Origin of the sequence: Streptomyces sp. NPDC021020, from assembly GCF_044333285.1 — a bacterium.
Lineage (GTDB): Bacteria > Actinomycetota > Actinomycetes > Streptomycetales > Streptomycetaceae > Actinacidiphila.
The window spans coordinates 171348-190555 of the sequence record NZ_JBIRQQ010000014.1; the positions used below are offsets into that span (position 1 = coordinate 171348).

A 19208-nucleotide genomic window follows, 5' to 3' on the forward strand; every position below is an offset into this window, starting at 1 on the left:
GCCCCGGCGTGGGCCTAGGGTGCTGGGATGGAATACGACGTCGTCGTGGTCGGCGGGGGGCACAACGGGCTCACCGCCGCGGCGTACCTTGCCCTCGCCGGGCGCAGCGTGCTGGTCGTGGAGCGGCTGGACCACATGGGAGGCGCGGCCGTGTCGAGCCGGGTCTTCGCGGGGGTGGACGCGCGGCTGTCGCGCTACTCCTACCTGGTCAGCCTGCTGCCGCGGAAGATCGTCCGGGATCTGGGGCTGGACTTCCACGTCCGGCGGCGCCGGATCTCCTCGTACACCCCGTACGGCGGCTCCGGCGGGCTGCTGGTGAACGCGGAGGACCCGGCGCGGACCCGGGAGGGCTTCGCGCGGCTCACGGGGTCGGAGCGGGAGTACGGCGCGTGGGAGGCCTTCTACGGGATGACGCGGCGCGTCGCGGAGGCGGTCTTCCCGACGCTGACGCAGCCGCTGCCGACGCGGGCGGAGCTGGAGCGGCGGGTCGGGGACCGCGCGGCGTGGGGCGCGCTGTTCGAGCGGCCGCTCGGCGAGACGGTGGAGGCGGCGTTCGCCGACGACACGGTGCGGGGCGTGGTGCTGACCGACGCCCTGATCGGGACGTTCAGCCACGCGCACGACCCGTCGCTGAAGCAGAACCGCTGCTTCCTTTACCACGTCATCGGCGGCGGCACGGGTGACTGGGACGTGCCGGTCGGCGGCATGGGCGCCTTCACCGACGCCCTCGCGGCGGCGGCGCGGGCCGCGGGCGCGCAATTCCGCACCGGCACGGAGGTCACCCGTATCGAGACGGACGGGGTGCGGGCGGAGGTGACCTTCGCGGACGGCGGCACCGTCCAGGCCCGTGACGTGCTGGTCAACGCCGCCCCGCACACCTTGGCCGCGCTGCTCGGCGAGGAGCCGCCCGCGCCCGCCCCGGAGGGGGCCCAGCTCAAGGTCAACATGCTGCTGCGGCGGCTGCCGCGGCTGCGGGACACCGCGGTGGACCCGCGGGACGCCTTCGCCGGCACCTTCCACGTCGCCGAGGGCTACCGCGCGCTGCAGAGCGCGTACGAGCAGGCGGCCGGCGGGCGGGTGCCGGACGCGCCGCCGTCCGAGATCTACTGCCACAGCCTGACCGACCCGTCGATCCTCGCCCCGGAAATCGCCGGGCAGGGCATGCACACCCTGACGCTCTTCGGCCTGCACACCCCCGCGCGGCTCTTCGCCGAGGACCCGGCGGGCGTGAAGGCGGAGCTGCTGCGGGCCACCCTCGCGCAGCTCGACGCCGTCCTGGCCGAGCCGCTCGCGGACTGCCTAGCGCACGACCCGGAGGGCCGCCCCTGCATCGAGGCGAAGTCGCCGGTGGACCTGGAGCGCGAGGTGGGCCTGCCCGGCGGGCACATCTTCCACCGCGACCTGTCCTGGCCGTACGCCGACGGCGAGGCGGGCGGCGACGTGACGGACGCCACCGGGCGATGGGGCGTGGGCACCGGGTATGCCAACCTCTACCTTTGCGGCGCGGGCGCGGTCCGCGGCGGCGGGGTCAGCGGAGTCCCCGGGCACAACGCGGCGATGGCGGTCATGGAGAAGGCACGATGAAGCAGCACAGGTCCGAGGCGGCACCGGCCCGGCACAGGACGGGCCGGCAGTGGCGGCACGGCGGGCGCTGGCACACCCTGGAGAACGCCGACGACGTCCCCGAGCAGCGCCGCTGCACCGCGGACGTCGTGGTGGACTGCGCGGTGTACGAGGACGGCTGCCGCGCGGCCTCGCTGCCGCCCCAGCAGGCGCTGGACGAGGCCCGCAAGCGCGGCGGCTTCGCCTGGATAGGCCTGCACGAGCCGGAGGCCGAGCACATCGCGGAGATCGCGGAGGTCTTCGGGCTGCACCCGCTGGCCGTCGAGGACGCGGTGCAGGCCCACCAGCGGCCCAAGCTGGAGCGGTACGGCGACACGCTCTTCCTCGTCCTCAAGACCATCGTCTTCGTCGAGCACGAGAAGCTCACCGCCACCAGCGAGGTCGTCGACACCGGCGAGGTGATGATCTTCCTCGGCCCGGACTTCGTGGTCGTCGTCCGCCACGGCAGCGCCCCCGGCCTCTCCCGCGTCCGCCACGCCCTGGAGGCCCGCCCCGACATGCTCGCGCACGGCCCCGCGGCCGTCCTGCACGCCATCACCGACCAGGTCACCGACGACTACCTCGACGTCGCGGACGCGGTCGAGCTGGACGTCGAGGCCCTGGAGACGGACGTCTTCTCCTCCACCCGCGTCGACGACGCCGAGCGCATCTACCAGCTCAAGCGCGAGATGATCGAGTTCAAGCACGCCGTCTTCCCGCTGGCCCGCCCGCTGGAACGCCTCACCGAGGGCGCGGACGGCCTCCTCAGCACCGAGCTGCGCCGCTACTTCCGCGACGTCTCCGACCACCTCTCCCACGTCCGCGAGCGCCTCGTCGCCAACAGCGAACTCGTCGACGGCCTGCTGGCCGCCAACCTCAGCCAGCTCGCCGTCCAGCAGAACGTCGACATGCGCCGCATCTCCGCCGGCGCCGCCATCCTCGCGATCCCCACGATGATCGCGGGCTTCTACGGCATGAACTTCGACCACATGCCCGAGCTGCGCTGGACCTTCGGCTACCCGCTGATGCTCGGCGTGACGGTCACCCTGTCCGCGATCGTCTTCCGCGCCTTCCGCCGCATCGGCTGGCTGTGACCCGGCGGATACGCGGCGGCTCCGCCCCGAACGGGCGCGGGGAACTGCGCGGGCAACCACCCATCGGCGGACGGTCCGGCGACGGCAGCGACCACCCCTCCGCAGCGGGCCCTACGCCGGAGGCGGCCAGGCGTCGCCCCATTCCGTGTCGCGCGCCGCGCGGTAGAGGGCGCCGTGGCGCTTGCTCACCGTCTCCTTCTCCAGCCCCGGAGGGGTGACGCAGAGGTCCAGCATGACCAGGCCCTTGCGGATCTGCGGGTGGCGCACCACCCGCGCGCCCGCGGGCCGCGCCGGGAAGCGCGCGGCGGCGACGTAGCTGAACTTCTCGTCCTCGTAGGGCAGGGTCGCGCCCTTGACCTGGCGGTGCAGCGCGGTGCGCTGCACGCGCGCCGCGAAGTGGCACCAGTCCGTGCCGGTGACCGGGCAGGGGCCGTCGTGCGGGCAGGGGGCGAGGACGTGCAGACCCGCGGCGACGAGGCGGTCGCGGGCGGCGAGGACGCGGGCGTACCCCTCGGGGGTGCCGGGTTCGACGACGACGACCGCGCCCTGCGCCGCGGTGAGCGCTGCGTCGACGAGGGACGCGCGGTCCGCGGGGGTGAGTTCGCCGAGGACGTAGGAGACGGTCACGAGGTCGGCGGCCGGGAGGCCGGACGCGGCGCCGAGGGGGCGGCGCTGCCAGGCGGCGGTGCGGACGGCGGGGGTGCGGGCGGCGCTCGCGAGGTCGGCGCCGAGGTCGAGGGCGGGCTGGGACCAGTCCAGGACAGTGGTGGTGTGGCCGGCGTCGGGCCAGGCGTCGGCCACCGCCCAGGTCGCTGCCCCGGTGCCGCCGCCGAGGTCGAGATGGGTGCGCGGGGCCCAGTCGGCGGACTGCAAGCGGAACGCGTCGAGAGCGGTGCGGACGGCGGCGTAGGTGGCCGGCATCCGGTAGGCGGCATATGCGGCGACGTCCGCCGCGTCGCGCAGGACGGGCGCGGCGGTGGGCGTCGGGCCGCGGTAGCTGTCCATCAGCCGCTCGACCTGGGCGGACGCGCTGGTCGGGGCGGTGGACCGCAACCGGTCGGCGAGCGCGGCGCGCAGGTCGTCGGGGAGGGGCACGGTAGGCACAAGCCCCAACTGTAAGGGGCGTTCACCCTTGTCACGCGCCCCTTACACTGCGTGGCCACCGGGACGCCATAGGCGTGTTAACTCGCCCAAAACATCGGCTCGAATATGCGTAAACCACAGCGGAAGGGCCGCCGCTTGGCCTAGCGTTCCTGGGAGCACGGCGGGACACCACAAGGGGAAGTGGAAGACGTCGAGTCGCGAGGTGCCTGGGGGGTACATGCGGCGTGTCGAGTCACAGTCGGCCATACCAGTCATGCCCGTTGCAAGTGAGCGAAGAACGGGGCGGACGGACAGTCCGCCCGTATGGGGAGCGCAGCCGGCGCTCCCGGGCGCGTTCGGCGCGCCGGCGCCGCCGTCGTACGCGCGGCGGCCGGGCAGCGGTGCGGGTGCCGCGCGCGCCGCGGCGTCCGCCGGGCGTACGGCGGCTGCCGCGGCCTGGCAGGGAGCGCAGCGCGGAAGCGGCGGCAAGGCCGGGTGGTACGCGGTGAACCTCGCCGTGGATGCGGTCGGCGCCGGATTACCCACGGCCCTGGCGCTGCACGCCTCGGGCGCGCCGCACGCGACCGTGTGGGGCCTCGCGGCGGCGCTCGCGTGGCCCGTGGTGCGGGCGCTGCGGCGGCGGTACGCGCCGGACACGTTCGGCGAGACCCGGGACGGGCCGCAGGTGGTCGTGGACTGGCTGCTGCTGCTCGGGGTGCTGACGGTGCTGCGGGCGGTGTGCGGCGCCGCGACCGGGCCCACGGCGGCGCTCGCCGGGCTCGTGTGGGCGCCGGTGCTCACGGCGCTGTGCCGCCGGGTGACCTACCAGCGGCTGGTCGCCGTACGGAGCGGGGCGCGCGCGGTGCGCCCGGTGCTGGTCGTGGGCGAGCCGGGCGCGGTGGACCACGCGGTGGCGCATCTGGCGGCCCGCACCGGGCACGCGTACGCCGTCGTCGGCGTGGTGCCGGTGGGCAGCAGGCGGCTGGCGTGCGGCGCGCCCGTCGCGGGGCGGCTCGGCGTGCTGGAGCCCGCCGAGCCGGGGCAGGACGCGCAGGCGGTCCTGCGGGCGGCGCGCGAGACCCGGGCGCAGCTGGTGCTGACGGCGCCGGGGCCGCGGCTGTCGGCGGAGCGATTACGCCGCCTGTCGTGGTCCCTCCACGACGCGGGGCTGCCGGTGGCGCTGGCGCCGGGCCTGGTGGACGTGCAGGTGCGCCGGGTGCGGCTGGACGACCCGGCGGGCCTGGTGCTGCTGCACATCGCGCCGCCGGTACGGCACGGGGCGCAGGTGCGGCTGAAGTCGGCGCTGGACCGCGCGGGCGCCGCGCTCGGGCTGCTGGTGCTGGCGCCGCTGTTCTGCGTGCTGGCGGCGCTGGTCAAGGTGACGTCGCGGGGCCCGGCCTTCTACCGGCAGGTGCGCTGCGGGCAGCACCGGGCGCGGTTCACGATGTGGAAGTTCCGCACGATGGTGGTCGACGCCGAGGACCGCCGGGCGGAACTGGAGCGCAGTGGTGCCAACGAGCACGACGGGCTGATGTTCAAGATGCGGCACGACCCGCGGGTCACGGCCGTGGGCCGCTTCCTGCGGCGCTGCTCGCTGGACGAACTGCCGCAGCTGCTCAACGTGTTACGCGGTGAGATGTCCCTCGTCGGGCCGCGCCCGCCGCTGCCGGACGAGGTGGCGCGCTACGACGAGGTGGCGCTGCGGCGGCTCGCGGTCAAGCCGGGCATCACCGGGCTGTGGCAGGTCAGCGGGCGCTCGGACCTGTCGTGGGACGAGTCGCTCGCGCTGGACCTGCGGTACGTCGACAACTGGTCGCTGGCGGGCGACCTGGAGGTCATGACCCGCACGCTGCGGGCCGTGGTCGACGGACGCGGGGCGTACTAGTGGGCGGCCGCCACGCCTCCGGCCCCCGGGTCCGGCACAGACCCGGGGGCCTGCGCGGCTGCCTCGGCCCGCCACTGCGCGTAGACGGCCGCGACGCCCTCGCGCAGCGCGATCCCCGGGCGCCAGCCGAGGGCGAACAGCCGGGAGACGTCGAGGAGTTTGCGCGGGGTGCCGTCCGGCCTGGCGGTGTCCCAGCCGATCCGGCCGCGGTAGCCGACGACGTCCCGTACGGTCTCGGCGAGTTCGCGGATGGGCAGGTCCTCCCCGCAGCCGACGTTGACCGGTTCGTCGGCGTCGTACGTGCGCAGCAGCAGGGTGCAGGCCGCGGCGAGGTCGTCGACGTGCAGGAATTCGCGGCGCGGGGTGCCGCTGCCCCACAGCGTCACCTCGGGGGCGCCGTCGCGGGCGGCCTCGTGGAAGCGGCGGATCAGCGCGGGCAGGACGTGCGAGGTCTCCAGGTCGAAGTTGTCGCCGGGCCCGTAGAGGTTGGTCGGCATCGCGGAGACGTACGCGGCGCCGTACTGCCGCCGGTAGGACTGCACCTGGACGATGCCGGCGATCTTCGCGAGCGCGTAGGCCTCGTTGGTGGGCTCCAGCGGGCCGGTCAGCAGCGCGTCCTCGCGGATGGGCTGCGGGGCCAGGCGCGGGTAGATGCAGGAGGAGCCGAGGAAGAGCAGCCGGGGCACTCCGGCGGCGTGCGCGCCCGCGATCACGCTGAGCTGGATGCGCAGGTTGTCCTCCAGGAACTGCACGGGGTAGGTCGCGTTGGCCATGATCCCCCCGACCCGGGCGGCGGCGAGCACGACCGCGTCGGGCCGGACCGCGCGCAGCCACCCGGCGGTGGCGGCGGCGTCCCGCAGGTCCAGCTCGGCGCGGGTGCGGGCCAGCACCTCGTGGCCCTCGGCGGTCAGCCGCCGGGCGACGGCCGAGCCGACGAGCCCGCGGTGGCCCGCGACGAAGACCCTGGCCCGGTCGGGAAGCAGTGACCGCGCTCCCGCCGTAGCATCCGCCCTGACATCCGACGCCTTGTCAGCTTGTGCCGTCATGAACCGCATTGTGTCAGCGCACTTCACCCTTCCGGGTGCCGATTCCCCATACCGCTGAGGGGAGTTGTCCGCACCCGCCGACCACCACTGGGGGACCGTATGGGCAAGACCGCGCTCATCACCGGCGTGACCGGGCAGGACGGCTCGTACCTGGCCGAGTTACTGCTGGCCAAGGGCTACACCGTGCACGGCATCGTGCGCCGCTCGTCGACGTTCAACACCGAGCGCATCGACCACATCTACCAGGACCCGCAGGGGCCGGGCCGGACGTTCGTCCTGCACCACGCGGACCTCACCGACGGCGTGGCGCTCGTCAACCTGCTGCGCGAGGTGCGGCCCGACGAGATCTACAACCTGGGCGCGCAGTCGCATGTGCGGGTGTCCTTCGACGCGCCGCTCTACACCGGCGACGTGACGGGCCTGTCCGCGCTGCGGCTGCTGGAGGCGGTACGGGCCAGCGGCAGCGGGGCGCGGGTCTACCAGGCATCGTCGTCGGAGATGTTCGGCGCCGCGCCCCCGCCGCAGAACGAGCGCACGCCCTTCCACCCGCGCAGCCCGTACGGCTGCGCGAAGGTCTTCGGCTACTGGGCGACGGTCAACTACCGCGAGGCGTACGGGATGTACGCCGTCAACGGCATCCTCTTCAACCACGAGTCGCCGCGCCGCGGGGAGACCTTCGTGACGCGCAAGATCACCCGCGCGGTCGCCCGGATCAAGGCGGGGCTCCAGGACCGGCTCTACCTCGGCAACCTGGACGCGGTGCGCGACTGGGGCTACGCGCCCGAATATGTCGAGGCGATGTGGCGGATGCTGCAGCGCGACGAGCCCGACGACTACGTGGTGGCGACGGGCGAGGCCGCGACCGTACGGCAGTTCGTGGAGACCGCCTTCGCCCACGCCGACCTCGACTGGACCCGGTACGTGCGCTACGACCCGAAGTACGAACGCCCCAGCGAGGTCGACGCGCTGATCGGCGACGCGGGCAAGGCACGGGAGCTGCTGGGCTGGCAGTCGCGGGTGCGGGTCGCCGACCTCGCCGAGATCATGGTCGAGGCGGACATCCGCCAGGTGGCCGACCAGCTGGCGGGCGCGACGGTACGGATCGACCGGTGAACGGCTCGGCCGGACGGCACAACCGGCGTACGCCGTACGGATGTTTCCGGGCGACACATACGCCGATGTCCGGTGTCTTCTCACTACGTCCGCCGGTTTCGGCAAAAGGCGGACCCCGGCAAGCGGAACCCCCTACTCTGCCCAGGACCGCGACGGCCGGCCACGGCCGCCGCACCTGAAGGGGACCGGGGGACACATGCGTAAACGGTCGGCATTAACGGGCGTGCTGGCGATGGCGGCGGCAGCGCTGGGGGCGATCCCGGGGGCGCCGCCCGCCGCGGCGCTCCAGGCGCCGGTGGCGCTCACGGCGGACAGCCTCGCCACCTACCAGACCAACGGCGTCGTGTGGGCGATGGCCGAGGCGAACGGCATCGTCTACACCGCGGGGACCTTCTCCGCGATCCGCCCGTCCGGCGCGGCGGCCGGGACGAACGAGACGGCGGTGGCGAACTTCGCCGCGTTCGACGCCGCGACCGGCCAACCGGCGGGCTGCCAGCTGAACTTCACCGTCGGCTCCAACAACGCCACGGTGCGGGCGCTGGCGGTGTCGCCGGACGGCCACACCCTCTACGCGGGCGGCTTCTTCGGCCAGGTGGGCGGTGTCGGGGTGAGCAGCCTCGCCGCGATCGACCTCACCACCTGCCAGGTCAGCGGCAGCTTCCACCCGGCCGTCGCGGGCACCGTACGGACCATCGAGGCGACCGCCGACACCGTCTTCTTCGGCGGCGACGTCACCTCGGTCGGCGGCCAGCACCGCGGGCGGTACGCGGCGGTCAGCACGGCGGGCGCGCTGCTGCCGTGGGCGCCCGACGCCGACAGCCCGGCCCGCGCGCTCGCCCTCACCCCGGACGGCCAGGACGCCATCCTCGGCGGCGACTTCAACACGGTCGACGGGGTGAACTCGCACTCCCTCGCCGTCGTCGACACCGCGACCGGCGCGCTCGTGAAGGCGTATCCGACCGGCTTCATCGACGCGACCTCGGTGACCAAGGACATCGTGGTGGACGCCGCGAGCAACAGCTTCTACACCGCCAACGAGGGCACCGGCGGCGGGGTGTTCGACGGCCGGATCCGCTTCAGCCTCACCGACTTCTCGCAGGTCTGGCGGGACAACTGTCTCGGCGCCACCCAGTCGTTGACCGTCTACCAGACCGTCCTCTACAGCGGCAACCACGCGCACGACTGCTCCAGCATGGGCGAATACCCCGACTCGGTCCGCAAGCACCTGCTCGCGGAATCCGTGGACGACCCGCACCTGCTGGCGTGGTTCCCCGACACCAACGACGGCATCGGCGAGAAGATCGGCCCGCGGGTCATGGCGCTGGCCTCCGCCGGAGGCACCGACTACCTGTGGGTGGGCGGCGAGTTCACCACCGTCAACGGCGTCGCGCAGCAGGGCCTCACCCGCTTCGCGAGCGGCCCGGACACCGGCGCCCCGACGCTGCCGCAGACGTCCGTGACGAGCATCGCGCCCGGCGCGGTCAAGGTCAGCTGGCAGTCCAGCACCGACACCGACGACGGCCTGCTCACCTACCGCGTCTACCGCAACGGCGGCGCCACCCCCGTCTACACGGTGACCGGCTCCTCGCTGCCGTGGGTGCGCCCGCAGCTCACGTACACCGACACCGACGTCACACCGGGCGTGAAGTACACCTACCGGGTGTCCGCGAGCGACGGCGTCAACACCAGCGCCCTGTCGCCCAACGCATCTGCCACCGTGCCCACTTCGGCGGAGGCGTACCCGAACCAGGTGCTGGCGGACGGGGCTTCCCTGTACTGGCGCTACGACGCCGCCTCCGGCTCGTACAACGCCGACTCCTCCGACGGGGACGACAGCGGTATCAGCGTCGGCGGGCCCGTGCACGCGGTGACGCCGGGCGCGGTGCCGGGCTCCAAGGCGTACACCTTCAACGGCTCGTCGCAGTGGACCTACAGCGACCGGCTGCACCCGACGCCGACGCAGTACAGCATCGAGGCGTGGTTCCGGACGACGACCACCAGCGGCGGAAAGATCATGGGCTTCGGCTCCAATTCCACCCACCCGAGCGGCAATTACGACAAGCATGTCTACATGACCGACAACGGACGGCTGATCTTCGGCGTGTACACGGGCACGACCCGCACCGTGACCACACCGGCCGCGTACAACGACGGCGCCTGGCACCACATGGTGGCCACGCAGGGGACGGACGGGATGAAGCTGTACGTGGACGGGGTGCTGCGGGCCGCCGACCCCTCCGTCACCACGAGCCAGAACTACGCGGGCTACTGGCACATCGGCTACGACAGCCTGGGCAGCTGGCCCTCCGCGCCCACCAGCTCCTACTTCGCGGGCTCGATCGACGAGGCCGCCGTCTACCCGACGGTCCTCACACCCGCGCAGATCGACCTGCACCACACGCTCGGGACCGCCGGGTGATCCGCGGCCACCGCACGGGCGCTGCCGCCGCCGTCGTCCTGACGGCGGCGGCAGCGCTGCTGCTCGGCGGCTGCGGCTCCGGCGGCTCTGACCACGCCGACTCCGCGAAGGACGCGGCGACCCCGTCCCGTACGGCCGCGAGCCCGTCCGGCAGCCCGTCCCCGGCGTCCGGCGCCGGGCAGCCGGACTCGGCCGCCGACGCGCCGAAGCTGCCCGACGCCCAGCTCACCCCGCCGGGCGGCGGCAGCTTCACGGCCCAGCAGAAGAAGTACCTGTCCGGGCGGGTGCCGCGCGGCACGGACCCGGTCGCCGTGCTGGAGGGCGGCCAGGAGATCTGCGAGCGCCTGACCCGCACCTCGGCGATCGACAAGGACGCCGCCGCGAGCGCGATCGTCACCGGCGACATCTCGTACGACGGAGCCTCCGCGGCCGTGGGCGGGCTGTGCCCGGACCAGCAGGGCGTCGTCGACGCCGCCCGCCGCGGCTTCGCCGACGGCACGTTCACCGTCGGCGCGAAGGCCGTGCCGGGCACCGTGGTCGTGCCGGGTGTCTACCGGGCGCCGCACCCGTCGGCGTCCTGCTCGTGGCGGGCCACCGGCGCGGACGGCGCCGTCCTCGCCTCGGGCCGCGGCACGGGCGCGGGCCACCCGGCCGGGCTCGTCGTCCCGGCCGGTGCGCGCGGCATCACCTCCAGCGGGTGCTACGCCTGGCTGGCCTCCCCAGGGACGAGGAGCTGACGTCACCCTTGGACGCGCTGGACACGCTGCCGCTGGTCGTGGTCATACCGACGAAGAACGAAGCGGAGAACATCGCCCGTACGGTCTCCTCGGTCATCGACCATGTGCGGGCCGTCGTGGTCGTCGACTCGGACAGCACCGACGAGACGTGCGCGATCGCCGCCGGGCTCGGCGCCGAGACCGTCCGCTACGCGTGGGACGGGCGCTACCCGAAGAAGAAGCAGTGGTGCCTGGACCATGTGCGCCCCGACATCCCGTGGGTGCTCTTCCTGGACGGCGACGAGACGCCGAGCCCCGAACTCCTCGGCGAGCTGCGGTCGGTGTTCGCCGCGGGCCCGCCCTCGGTGGCCGCCTTCGACATCCCGCTGGGCTACTGGTTCGCCGGGCGGCGGCTGCGGCACGGCTACACCATCGTCAAACGCGCCCTCATGGACCGCACGCGCTGCAGCTTCCCCGAGGTCGGCGACCTCGGGGCGCCGGGGATGGGCGAGCAGGAGGGCCACTACCAGCCGGTCGCGGAATCGGCGGCCCGGCTGCGCTCCCCCATCGAGCACGAGGACCTGGACCCGGTCCGCACCTGGTTCGACCGGCACAACCGCTACTCCGACTGGGAGGCGTGGCTCGAACTCCACCCGGAGGTCAAGGAGCGCATCCGCCAGGTCAAGACCCGGCAGGGGCAGCTCTTCCACAAGGTGCCGTTCAAGCCGCTGGTGTCCTTCGGCTACGCCTACGTCTACCGGCGCGGCTTCCTGGACGGGCGGGCGGGCCTGGACTACGCGCTCGCGATGAGCTTCTACCGCTGGCAGATCGGCCTCAAGACCCGTGAACTGCGCGCCGTCGAGCGGCAGTCGGGCGGCCCGGGCGGTCGGCCATGACGTCGCCGTAGACGCCGAGGAGGGTGTCCACGACCGCGTCGATGGAGAAGCGGTCGTGGACCAGCCGCCACGCGGCCTGCGATGCCCGCTCGTTGGCGGCGGGCTCCAGCAGCTCCAGCACCGCCCGGCCGACCAGCTCGCCGTTGTCGGCGTCCGGCAGGCTGTCGGTGACGCGGCCCGCGCCCGCGGCCGCCACGTCCGGCGACAGCCCGCCGGTGCGGGCCACCACGACCGGCAGCCCCACCGACATCGCCTCCAGCACCGACACGGCGAACGGCTCGACGACGGACGGCAGGACGTACACGTCCGCCGCGCGCAGCGCCGCGAGGACCGCGTCGTGCCCGAGCGGCCCCGGGCACTCCAGCGCGTGCCCGACACCCAGCTCGTCGGCCAGCGCCCGCATGGGCGCGGTCAGTTGGCCGGTGTCGGGCCCCGCCAGCACGAAGCGGGCGTCCGGGTGCCGGGCGAGCACGTGCGGCATCGCGCGGACGAAGTCCTCGGGCCGCTTGCGCTGCTGCACCCGCGCGCAGTAGAGCACCGTGGGCGGCCGGCCGCCGCGCGGCGGGCGCATCTCCTGCGGGGCGACGCCGTTGACGAGCCTGCGGAAGGTCCGCAGCGGGGTCGTCGGCACCACGGCCTGCACACCGTCGCGTTCCATGTCCGTCAGGTGCAGGATCGCGCCCGCGCGGCGCAGCACCCGCTTCATGCCCAGCGCGTCCACGGCCTTCGCGAAGAGCTTCTCGGTGGGGTCGATCATGCCGTGCGTCTGCACCACCAGCGGGGTGCCCGTCTCCAGGGCGACGAGCGCGAAGGGCAGCGTGATCAGGTCGCGCATGAGGTGCACATGGACGATGTCCGCGCCCTTCACCATCCGCCGCGCCCGTGCGAGCAGCGCCCCCGAGGTGATCCCGCTGACCTCGAACGCGGGCAGCACGTGCCGCGCCTGCCGCACGAAGGAGGGCACGCCCTCGACCTCGCTCGGCAGCGGCCCGGTGAACTTGTCCCCGAGCGTGGCGATCCGCGCGTCCACCCCCTTGCCGCGCAGCCCCTTGCTGAGGTTGAGCGCGACCCGGGTGGGCCCGCCGAAGTCGTTCGTCGGCGTGTGCAGTGTCACGACGTGCAAGGCCCGCATCGTCCCCGTCCCCCTCCGCCGGGCGCGCCCGGCGGCCCTCCCGGCATCTCCCGCAGCCTACCCGCGACATGGCGGATACCGCCCCGTTATGGGCGGATTGGCGCCGGGCGCCACCGCCGCCTGCCGCAACGCCCCGCGACGGCGGGGCTCCGGCCCGTAAACTCCCCCCAGGGGGTGGGCCGATGGCCGTGGACGTACGGGTGGGGACACCGGCGGCTGCCTCCGTGCCGCGGGCCGCGCTGTCGCGGGCGCTAGCGGTGCCGCTGGTCGTCGCGCTCGTCGGCTTCCTGCCGGGGTACGTCGTCGCGCAGCCGGGCGGCAACGGGCCGCGCGACGGGGCCTACTGGCTCCAGCTCACGCTCACCGTCTACGCGGGCGGGCGGCTCGCCGCGATGGTGCTGGCCAGGCGGCGACGGCTGGTGCAGGGGGCGTTCTGGCTGTTCGTGTACGTGGCGATGGGCGTCGCGCCGCTCACCCAGGAGGTCATCGGGCAGGTCCCGACGCCGGTGGTCGGGCCGCGGGGGGACACCACGGCCGCGCTCGCGCTCGTCCTCCTCGGGTGCGCCGCCTTCGACGTCGGGGCGCTGCTGGCTCGGCACCGCCCGGCGGCGCGGGCAGGCAGGGGGCGGGGGGTCGCGCAGGTGTCGCGGCGGCGGCTGTGGGTGCTGGTCGCGGTCGCGTACGTCGGCGGCGCGTACTCGATCGTCAAACTCGGCGGCCCCGCCGTCTTCTTCGACAGCAGGCAGGCGATCAGCGAGTCCGTGCAGGCGGGCGGCCTCGGCGGCGACGGCGGGCAGAGCCATGTGGGCTCCGCCTTCGTCCGCGGCTTCGGCACGGTGCCCGCGCTGCTCGCGCTGCTCTTCCTCACCCGCTGGATGATCACCTCGCGCGCCGCCCGCCGCAGCCTGCCCGCGATCACCGCGCTCGGCGGCCTCGTGGTGCTCAACGCGATCGTCAACAACCCGATCTCCAACCCGCGTTACTGGTTCCTGACGGTCGTCTTCGCGCTGCTCTTCACCGCCTTCCCGCGCAGCCCGGTGATGTACCGCACGGCCCTGGTCACCGGCGTGGTGGCGGCGCTGCTGCTCTTCCCCTTCCTCGACCGCTTCCGCTACGACTCCGGCGGCTACCACCCGGTGGAGACCACGTCGGTGCTGGAGCCGCTCACCGTCAAGGACTACGACCAGATCGGGATGTTCGCCAACACCCTGACGTACGTGCACTCCGGCGCCGGGCACACCGACGGGCGGCAGCTCGCCGCCGACGTCTTCTTCTTCGTCCCGCGCTCGGTGTGGCACGGCAAGCCGGTCGACTCCGGGGTGCGCGTCGGGCAGTGGATGGGCATGACCAACACCAACCTGTCCTCCCCGCTGTGGGCCGAACTCTGGCTGGACTTCGGCCCGGCGGGCATGACCGCGGGCCTCCTCGCGATCGGCTACGCGGCCGCGCGCGCCGACCGCCGCTACGCGCAGCGCACCCAGGAGGACGGCAGACCGGGCACGGTCGCGGCCGTCGTGATCCCGCTGGTGTGCGGCTACTCTTTCATCCTGCTGCGCGGGCCGCTGCTCCAGGCGGCCGGGCGGATCGCGATCGGCGCGCTGTGCCTGGCGCTGGTGACGACCTTCAGCCAGGACCGCCGGAGGATCCTGCGCTGACGGCTCCGTAGGCCTGCTCGCCGCCGGGCGCGTCTCCCACCGGTGCCGGTTTCCGGCGCAGCACCGCGATCTGCCGCCACAGGGCCGCCGCCTTGAGGACCGAGCCCGCGCACAGCCCCCACGCCGCCCCGTACACCCCGTCGACGCGGTAGCCCGCGAGCATGCAGCCGACCGAGGCGAGCGAGAAGACCACCTGGATCGGCAGCGTCGCCCTCGGCTGGAGCACCCGCAGCGTGAGCAGCGCGCTGGTGCCGAGCGCGATGGCCGCGTACTGGCTGCCGGACGCCGCGAGCAGCGCGGACGACGACTCCCAGGTCTCACCGAGGAGTTGGCGCCCGGCGCGGCCGGGCAGCACCATCAGCACCAGCGTCCAGAGCCCCGCCACGGCGGCCAGCGCGCACGCCAGGACGGCGGTCGCGCGGACCTTGGCGGCGGCGCCGCGCACCCGGTTCAGCAGCGGCGGACCGAAGGCGGTCGCGGAGTTGAACAGGACGTTCATCGGGCCGAAGAGCGTCGTCGCGCCGCGCAGCGCGCCCACCGCGAGCGGCGCCGCGAACAACCCGAGCCCGACGACGGCGAGTTGGCTCGTCGCGTTGCCGACGCCGAACTCGACGACGAAGCGCCGCCCGAGGTGCCCGCGCCGCACGTACCGCCGCACGTCCAGCGGCGCGCCCCGCACCCGCCGCCGCAGCAGCGCCCACGCCACGAGCAGCGCGGGCAGCGCCGACAACCCCCAGACGGCGACGAGCCGTTCGGGCCCGGCCCCGTGCGGCTGCACGGCCAGCGCGGGCACTGCCACGAGCAGGCGGACGGTGTCCCCGGCCAGCGCGTAGTGCGGCAGCCGCAGCGCGGAGAAGCAGTAGCGCAGGCCGTCCTGCGTCAGCACGACGGGCAGCACGAGCCCGAGGACGGCGAGCCCCCGGGCTGTTCCGCCGTGGGCGGCCAGCCCGAAACCCGCGGCCATGCCGAGGCCGATCACGGTCGAGGCGAGCGCGGTGAAGGCCGCCGCGGAGCGGCACGCGGCCCGCACGCGCTCGGTGCCGCGCTCCAGCACGAGCGCCTGGCCGACGTAGCTGACGCCGACGCCGAGCAGGACGGTGAAGACCATGTAGACCATCGAGAAGACCGCGAAGCCCGCGGCGCTCGACAGCCGGGCGGCGACGACGAGCACGACGATGTTGGTCAGGGCGGCGATGCCCTGGTCGGCGACGGACGCGGCGATGGCGGCCTTCGCCCCCAGGCCGGGCGCCCCCTGCTCGGGGGAGCCGCCGGGGAGGTCCGCCGCGGGCGGCGGGGCGTCGAGGCCGTACGGATCGCCGTAGGCGTCACGGGGCGGGGCGTCGGGGTCGTAAGGGTCGCCGTACGGGCGGGCGGTGCCGGTGCGGCCGTACGGGTCGCCGTACGCGTCACGGGGCGGGGCGTCCGGGTCGTACGGATCGCCGTACGGGCCGGGGGTGGCGTACGGGCGGGCGTACGCGTCGCCGTACGGGTCGTCGGCGCCGAACGGGTCGGCGTCCGGGGGGAGTTCGGGGGCGGCCCCGGGGGGCGCGGGGGTGGCCCGCGGGTCGGGGCCGCTCAAGGGACCGGGTGGTGCTCCGCGGTGGGGGCGGCGCCCGGGCGGGGGCGGTCGGGGTCGCGGCGGGTCGCGGCGGTGCGGGGCGTACGGCGCAGGCCGAAGCGGCCGCGGGCGCCGGGCTCGGCGGCGTGCAGGACGACGCCGAGGACGTGCGCGCCCGCCGCGTCGACGAGCTCGCGGACGCGCTCCAGGTCGGCGCGGTGCACCGCGCGCGGGTCGCACACCACGACGACGCCCTCCACCCGTCCGGCGAGCGCGACCGCGTCGGCGTACGTGAGCACGGGCGGCGCGAGGACCACGACCGCGGACCCGGGCTCGTCCGCCTCGGCGAAGAGCCGCCCGGCGGGCGAAGAGGTCAGCGCGCGGGCGACGTTGCGCACCCGGCGCCCCGGCACGAGGTCGAAGGAGCCCGACTCCCCCGCGTCGATGGGCACTTGGAGCCCCGCGGGCCAGCCGCCCTCGCCCGGCGCGGGTGTCCGGGCCCAGCCGGGCCGGACTCCGTCGACCGTGCGCAGTCGCGCCGCGAGGGAGGGCGCGCGCAGGTCGGCCTCGACGAGGAGCACCTCCATGCCCATCTCGGCGAAGGAAGCGGAGAGGTTGGCGGCCACCGCGGCCGGGGTGTCGCCGCTGCCGCGCGGCGCGACGACGAGCAGCCTGCGGCGGTCGGCGAAGCGCTTGTCGTGGGTGAGCCGGAAGGCGACGGCGCGGTATTCCTCGGCGAGCCGCACATCACCGCGCCCGCCCGCCAACAGGCCTGGCCCGCCGCCCGGTTCGGCTGCCGCGCGGGCGGCCGCGGCCCTGCGCCGCAGCCGCGGCAGCGTGCCGAGCACGGGGGCGCCGAGGGCGCGCGTGACCTCGGCGTCGCTGCGTACGGTCGGGTCGAAGACCAGCCGCACCCACGCGCCGAGCAGGCCCAGCGCGATGCCGACCGCGGCGCCGAGGCCGAGCATCATCGGCAGGCCCGGCCCGGAGGGCGAGCCGGGCGCGGCACCGGGCTTGATGACGAGCCCGGGTGTGGTGTCGAGGGCGCGCAACCCGGCGATGTCGGAGGTGAGTTCGGTGATCCGGCTGAGCAGGCTCGTCTGCGACGAGACGAGCGTGCCGACGATCTGGCTGCTCTTGGCCTGCTCGATCTGGTCGAGGAGGTCGTTGCGCTGGGCGACCATGGGGTCGAGCTGCGCCTGGTAACTGGCCACCATGCGCTCGATGGTGGCCTTCGTCTGCGCCTGCCGGTTGTCGAGGTAGGCCTTGGTGAAGGCGTTCACCCACTCCGCGGCACGATGCGCGGAGGCGGTGGTGCACGTGAAGCGCAGGACGAGGGTGTTGGGCGGGTTGGTCACCTGGAGGCAGTGCGACATGGGGGCGACGGGCGCGCCCGCGGCCTTGGCGGCGGCGTCGGCGACGGTGCTGCTGAGGGCGGTCTGCCGCTCGGTGCCGATGTTGATGTTCTTGTCGGCGGTCGCGCCGCTCGCGAAGGGGTCCTCGGTCGCGGCCCGGACCATCACCTCGCTGGTGGCGGTGTACGAGTCGGCGCCGCTGACGGCGAGGAAGGCCCCGCCGAGCAGCCCGACGAGCACGCCCGCGACGAGCAGCGCCCGGTAGCGGAGTAACTGGCGGAACTGGTCGCGCAGCAGGTCGCCTTCGTCGGGCTGTGCCTCGGTGCGCGTCGCGTCGGTCACTGCCCCTGCGTCCCTTCGTCGTCGGCCCCGCCGCTGCCCGGCCCCGCCTCGTGCGTCACGGCGGTCACCGGCTCCCGATCCCGCGCCCGCCCGCCGCCGAGCGCCTCCGCGAGCAGCGCGTCCATCCGTGCCAGGCCCGCGGCGCGGCTGAGGTGCTCGCGGACGTAGACCGGGCCGCGCGCGCCCAGCGCGTCGGCCCTGTCAGGATCATCGGCCAGCGCGCGCACCGCGTCCAGCAGCGCGCGCGGATCCTCGGGCGGCACGACGACCCCGGCGCCGGAGCGCTCGACCTCCTGGGCGGTGCCGCCCGCCGCGGCGACCGAGGCGACGACCGGGCGGCCCGTGGCGAAATACGAGGTCAGCTTGGACGGCACGCTCATGTCGAGCACCGAGGCGCGCTGCGTGACGGCGAGGACGTCGGCGGCGGCCAGCACGTCGGGGAAGTCCGCTTCGGCGGCGGGCGGTTCGAAGCGCAGGTTGGGCAGGGTGCCCGCCAGCTCCCGTAACCGCTCCCGCTGGTTGCCGTCGCCCATGAGGACGACGAGCAGCGCGGGATCCAGCCCGGCCGCCTCGACCAGCACCTCCAGGCCCTGCTTGAGGCCCATGTTGCCGCTGTGCAGCAGCACGGTCTGCCCCGGACGCCAGCCCAGCCGGGCCCGCGACTCCTCGCGCGGGCGCGAAGGGCCGGGCACATGGGACCAGTTGGGCACCACCCGGATCCGCTCCCGCGGCACACCGAGCGCGGCGACCTTCGGCACGAAGCTCTCGTGGATGACGCCCACCAGAGCGGCCCGCCGCAGCGCGTACGCCTCCGCGGCGCCCGCGAGCGAGGCGACCGACCCGCCACCGCGGATCCCGCTCTGCGCCGCCGCCGCGCCCATCAGGTCCTGCACGACCGGGACGTACGGCACGCCGTGCCGCCGGGCCAGCCGGGCTCCGAGCACCCCGCCCGCCAGACTGGGCAGTTGGGCCACCACCGCGTCGGGCCGTCCCATCACGGGCGGCGCGACGAGTCCGTGCCCGAGCAGCGAGGCCTCGAACAGCGCGCGGCGTAACGCGCTCTGCCGCGCGGGCACCGTGTGCCGCCGCCGGTGCACCCGCACACCGCCGCGCTCCTCCTGCCGCCGCCACACCCCGGCGTACTCCGGGTCGACCCGCCACGCCGGGTAGTGCGGCATCCCGGCGAGCACGTGCACCTCGGCGCCGCCCGCCGCCCAGTGCTCGGCCACCTGCGTGGCGTAGGGGCCGATACCGGCGTGCTCGGGCGCGTAGTTGGTGGAGACCAGCAGCACCCGGCGTACGCCGCCCACCC

General features: G+C 74.6%; 14 protein-coding genes. 8 read left to right on the top strand and 6 right to left on the bottom strand.

What is annotated here, in order from left to right; all coding sequences use genetic code 11:
- Nucleotides 1-27 precede the first annotated feature (27 nt).
- Nucleotides 28-1584 carry a phytoene desaturase family protein gene (locus ACH4SL_RS33605; protein WP_398452997.1) on the top strand — a complete coding sequence of 519 codons (1557 nt, stop codon included), beginning with the start codon at nucleotides 28-30 and terminating at the stop codon, nucleotides 1582-1584.
- On the top strand, nucleotides 1581-2696 hold the full coding sequence (corA, locus tag ACH4SL_RS33610; protein WP_398453000.1) for a magnesium/cobalt transporter CorA: 1116 nt from the start codon (nucleotides 1581-1583) through the stop codon (nucleotides 2694-2696). The genes ACH4SL_RS33605 and corA overlap by 4 nt, the downstream gene beginning before the upstream one ends.
- 111 nt (nucleotides 2697-2807) lie before the next feature.
- Here the strand turns inward: corA and ACH4SL_RS33615 are convergent, their stop codons facing one another.
- Entirely contained in the window at nucleotides 2808-3800 is a 993-nt protein-coding gene (locus ACH4SL_RS33615) for a small ribosomal subunit Rsm22 family protein (RefSeq protein ID WP_398453003.1), read from the bottom strand.
- A gap of 484 nt (nucleotides 3801-4284) precedes the next feature.
- On the opposite strand from ACH4SL_RS33615, the gene ACH4SL_RS33620 reads away from it, so the two are divergent.
- The gene (locus ACH4SL_RS33620) at nucleotides 4285-5664 is read left to right on the top strand and encodes a sugar transferase (RefSeq protein WP_398453006.1); all 1380 of its coding nucleotides are present in this window, start codon (nucleotides 4285-4287) and stop codon (nucleotides 5662-5664) included.
- Here the strand turns inward: ACH4SL_RS33620 and ACH4SL_RS33625 are convergent.
- The gene (locus tag ACH4SL_RS33625) at nucleotides 5661-6710 is read right to left on the bottom strand and encodes a GDP-L-fucose synthase family protein (RefSeq protein WP_398453008.1); all 1050 of its coding nucleotides are present in this window, start codon (nucleotides 6708-6710) and stop codon (nucleotides 5661-5663) included. The two genes, ACH4SL_RS33620 and ACH4SL_RS33625, sit on opposite strands and share 4 nt — an antisense overlap.
- 99 nt (nucleotides 6711-6809) lie before the next feature.
- On the opposite strand from ACH4SL_RS33625, the gene gmd reads away from it, so the two are divergent.
- The 4 genes from gmd (at nucleotide 6810) to ACH4SL_RS33645 (ending at nucleotide 11854) form a co-directional block, all read left to right on the top strand.
- The gene (gene gmd, locus ACH4SL_RS33630; protein WP_398453012.1) at nucleotides 6810-7823 is read left to right on the top strand and encodes a GDP-mannose 4,6-dehydratase; all 1014 of its coding nucleotides are present in this window, start codon (nucleotides 6810-6812) and stop codon (nucleotides 7821-7823) included.
- A 196-nt stretch (nucleotides 7824-8019) separates the two neighbouring features.
- Nucleotides 8020-10242 (top strand): LamG-like jellyroll fold domain-containing protein, encoded by a 2223-nt coding sequence (locus ACH4SL_RS33635; RefSeq protein WP_398453014.1) that lies wholly within the window; start codon nucleotides 8020-8022, stop codon nucleotides 10240-10242.
- The gene (locus tag ACH4SL_RS33640) at nucleotides 10239-10979 is read left to right on the top strand and encodes a hypothetical protein (protein ID WP_398453016.1); all 741 of its coding nucleotides are present in this window, start codon (nucleotides 10239-10241) and stop codon (nucleotides 10977-10979) included. The genes ACH4SL_RS33635 and ACH4SL_RS33640 overlap by 4 nt, the downstream gene beginning before the upstream one ends.
- 17 nt (nucleotides 10980-10996) lie before the next feature.
- Nucleotides 10997-11854, top strand: a complete 858-nt coding sequence (locus ACH4SL_RS33645) for a glycosyltransferase family 2 protein (RefSeq protein WP_398453187.1) — start codon at nucleotides 10997-10999, stop codon at nucleotides 11852-11854.
- On the opposite strand, the gene ACH4SL_RS33650 is transcribed toward ACH4SL_RS33645, so the two are convergent.
- Nucleotides 11793-12986, bottom strand: a complete 1194-nt coding sequence (locus ACH4SL_RS33650) for a glycosyltransferase (RefSeq protein WP_398453018.1) — start codon at nucleotides 12984-12986, stop codon at nucleotides 11793-11795. The two genes, ACH4SL_RS33645 and ACH4SL_RS33650, sit on opposite strands and share 62 nt — an antisense overlap.
- 182 nt (nucleotides 12987-13168) lie before the next feature.
- On the opposite strand from ACH4SL_RS33650, the gene ACH4SL_RS33655 reads away from it, so the two are divergent.
- On the top strand, nucleotides 13169-14641 hold the full coding sequence (locus ACH4SL_RS33655) for a hypothetical protein (protein WP_398453020.1): 1473 nt from the start codon (nucleotides 13169-13171) through the stop codon (nucleotides 14639-14641).
- Here ACH4SL_RS33655 and ACH4SL_RS33660 read toward each other — a convergent pair.
- The 3 genes from ACH4SL_RS33660 to ACH4SL_RS33670 all read right to left on the bottom strand — a co-directional run bounded on the left by ACH4SL_RS33660 (nucleotide 14610) and on the right by ACH4SL_RS33670 (nucleotide 19182).
- A complete protein-coding gene (locus tag ACH4SL_RS33660) occupies nucleotides 14610-15881 on the bottom strand; it encodes a hypothetical protein (protein WP_398453190.1) in 1272 nt (423 codons plus the stop codon). The genes ACH4SL_RS33655 and ACH4SL_RS33660 overlap by 32 nt on opposite strands.
- A 335-nt stretch (nucleotides 15882-16216) precedes the next feature.
- A complete protein-coding gene (locus tag ACH4SL_RS33665) occupies nucleotides 16217-17896 on the bottom strand; it encodes a lipopolysaccharide biosynthesis protein (protein ID WP_398453023.1) in 1680 nt (559 codons plus the stop codon).
- Entirely contained in the window at nucleotides 17893-19182 is a 1290-nt protein-coding gene (locus ACH4SL_RS33670) for a glycosyltransferase (protein ID WP_398453193.1), read from the bottom strand. Before ACH4SL_RS33670 ends, ACH4SL_RS33665 begins: the two co-directional genes overlap by 4 nt.
- Nucleotides 19183-19208: the final 26 nt, after the last annotated feature.